We start from the raw sequence: 2,830 nt of genomic DNA, 5'->3' as shown, positions 1-2,830 counted from the left end.
CGGCAGGGGTTGCGCATGCGGGGTTGTGGGAGTGAGCTTCAGTCGTCTGCCGGCGGCTGGGTGAGTCAGAAACCATTGCGATAGGCGAAGGGCATGCGAAAGGCCCGGCGTAGAGGGTAAGACCCCCGTAGCTGAAATCGTAGTGGCTTGCTTGCTTGTTTCCCAAGTAGCACGGGGCCCGAGAAATCCTGTGTGAATCTGGCGGGACCACCCGCTAAGCCTAAATATTCCCTGGTGACCGATAGCGGATAGTACCGTGAGGGAATGGTGAAAAGTACCGCGGGAGCGGAGTGAAATAGTACCTGAAACCGTGTGCCTACAAGCCGTGGGAGCGTCGGACATCAGCTTGCTGGTGTCTCGTGACTGCGTGCCTTTTGAAGAATGAGCCTGCGAGTTTGCGGTGTGTTGCGAGGTTAACCCGTGTGGGGGAGCCGTAGCGAAAGCGAGTCCGAATAGGGCGGTAGAGTAGCGCGCTCAAGACCCGAAGCGGAGTGATCTAGCCATGGGCAGGTTGAAGCGGAGGTAAGACTTCGTGGAGGACCGAACCCACCAGGGTTGAAAACCTGGGGGATGACCTGTGGTTAGGGGTGAAAGGCCAATCAAACTCCGTGATAGCTGGTTCTCCCCGAAATGCATTTAGGTGCAGCGTCGTGTGTTTCTTGCCGGAGGTAGAGCACTGGATAGGCGATGGGCCCTACCGGGTTACTGACCTTAGCCAAACTCCGAATGCCGGTAAGTGAGAGCGCGGCAGTGAGACTGTGGGGGATAAGCTCCATGGTCGAGAGGGAAACAGCCCAGAGCATCGACTAAGGCCCCTAAGCGTACGCTAAGTGGGAAAGGATGTGGAGTCGCAGAGACAACCAGGAGGTTGGCTTAGAAGCAGCCATCCTTGAAAGAGTGCGTAATAGCTCACTGGTCAAGTGATTCCGCGCCGACAATGTAGCGGGGCTCAAGCGTACCGCCGAAGTCGTGTCACTGCAGCATATGGTCTAACGACTGTTGTGGTGGGTAGGGGAGCGTCGTGTGCCGGGTGAAGCAGCCGTGTAAGCGAGTTGTGGATGGTTCACGAGTGAGAATGCAGGCATGAGTAGCGATACACACGTGGGAAACGTGTGCGCCGATTGACTAAGGGTTCCTGGGTCAAGCTGATCTGCCCAGGGTAAGTCGGGGCCTAAGGCGAGGCCGACAGGCGTAGTCGATGGATAACCGGTTGATATTCCGGTACCCGCTTTGAAACGCCCAGTATCGAATCCTCTGATGCTAAGGCCGTGAAGCCGCCCTGATCTCTTCGGAGTTGAGGGGAGTGGTGGAGCCGCTGATCCAAGGTGGTAGTAGGTAAGTGATGGGGTGACGCAGGAAGGTAGTCCAGCCCGGGCGGTGGTTGTCCCGGGGTAAGGGTGTAGGACGCAAGGTAGGCAAATCCGCCTTGCATGTGTCTGAGACCTGATGCCGAGCCGATTGTGGTGAAGTGGATGATCCTATGCTGTCGAGAAAAGCCTCTAGCGAGTTTCATGGCGGCCCGTACCCTAAACCGACTCAGGTGGTCAGGTAGAGAATACCGAGGCGTTCGGGTGAACTATGGTTAAGGAACTCGGCAAAATGCCCCCGTAACTTCGGGAGAAGGGGGGCCATTGCTGGTGATGGGACGTGCTCCCTGAGCTGGTGGTGGCCGCAGAGACCAGCGAGAAGCGACTGTTTACTAAAAACACAGGTCCGTGCGAAGCCGTAAGGCGATGTATACGGACTGACGCCTGCCCGGTGCTGGAACGTTAAGGGGACCGGTTAGTCACATTTCGGTGTGGCGAGGCTGAGAACTTAAGCGCCAGTAAACGGCGGTGGTAACTATAACCATCCTAAGGTAGCGAAATTCCTTGTCGGGTAAGTTCCGACCTGCACGAATGGCGTAACGACTTCTCGACTGTCTCAACCATAGGCCCGGTGAAATTGCATTACGAGTAAAGATGCTCGTTTCGCGCAGCAGGACGGAAAGACCCCGGGACCTTTACTATAGCTTGATATTGGTGTTTGGTTCGGCTTGTGTAGGATAGGTGGGAGACTGTGAAGCATTGACGCTAGTTAGTGTGGAGTCGTTGTTGAAATACCACTCTGGTCGTGCTGGATGTCTAACCTGGGTCCGTGATCCGGATCAGGGACAGTGTCTGGTGGGTAGTTTAACTGGGGCGGTTGCCTCCTAAAGGGTAACGGAGGCGCCCAAAGGTTCCCTCAGCCTGGTTGGCAATCAGGTGTTGAGTGTAAGTGCACAAGGGAGCTTGACTGTGAGACTGACGGGTCGAGCAGGGACGAAAGTCGGGACTAGTGATCCGGCGGTGGCTTGTGGAAGCGCCGTCGCTCAACGGATAAAAGGTACCCCGGGGATAACAGGCTGATCTTCCCCAAGAGTCCATATCGACGGGATGGTTTGGCACCTCGATGTCGGCTCGTCGCATCCTGGGGCTGGAGTCGGTCCCAAGGGTTGGGCTGTTCGCCCATTAAAGCGGTACGCGAGCTGGGTTTAGAACGTCGTGAGACAGTTCGGTCCCTATCCGCTGTGCGCGTAGGAGTCTTGAGAAGGGCTGTCCCTAGTACGAGAGGACCGGGACGGACGAACCTCTGGTGTGCCAGTTGTTCTGCCAAGGGCATGGCTGGTTGGCTACGTTCGGGAGGGATAACCGCTGAAAGCATCTAAGCGGGAAGCCTGCTTCGAGATGAGGGCTCCCACCCACTTGATGGGTTAAGGCTCCCAGTAGACGACTGGGTTGATAGGCCAGATATGGAAGCCGGGTGACCGGTGGAGTTGACTGGTACTAATAGGCCGAGGGCTTGTCCTCAG

General features: G+C 56.6%; 1 rRNA gene. It reads left to right on the top strand.

Features of this window, described 5'->3' with window-relative positions:
- A 23S ribosomal RNA gene (locus tag VT50_RS28150) occupies positions 1–2,828 on the top strand; the annotation flags it as partial.
- Positions 2,829–2,830: the final 2 nt, after the last annotated feature.

The organism is Streptomyces antioxidans, from assembly GCF_000968685.2.
Taxonomy (GTDB): domain Bacteria; phylum Actinomycetota; class Actinomycetes; order Streptomycetales; family Streptomycetaceae; genus Streptomyces; species Streptomyces antioxidans.
This window is presented reverse-complemented; position numbering and strand designations above follow the sequence as displayed.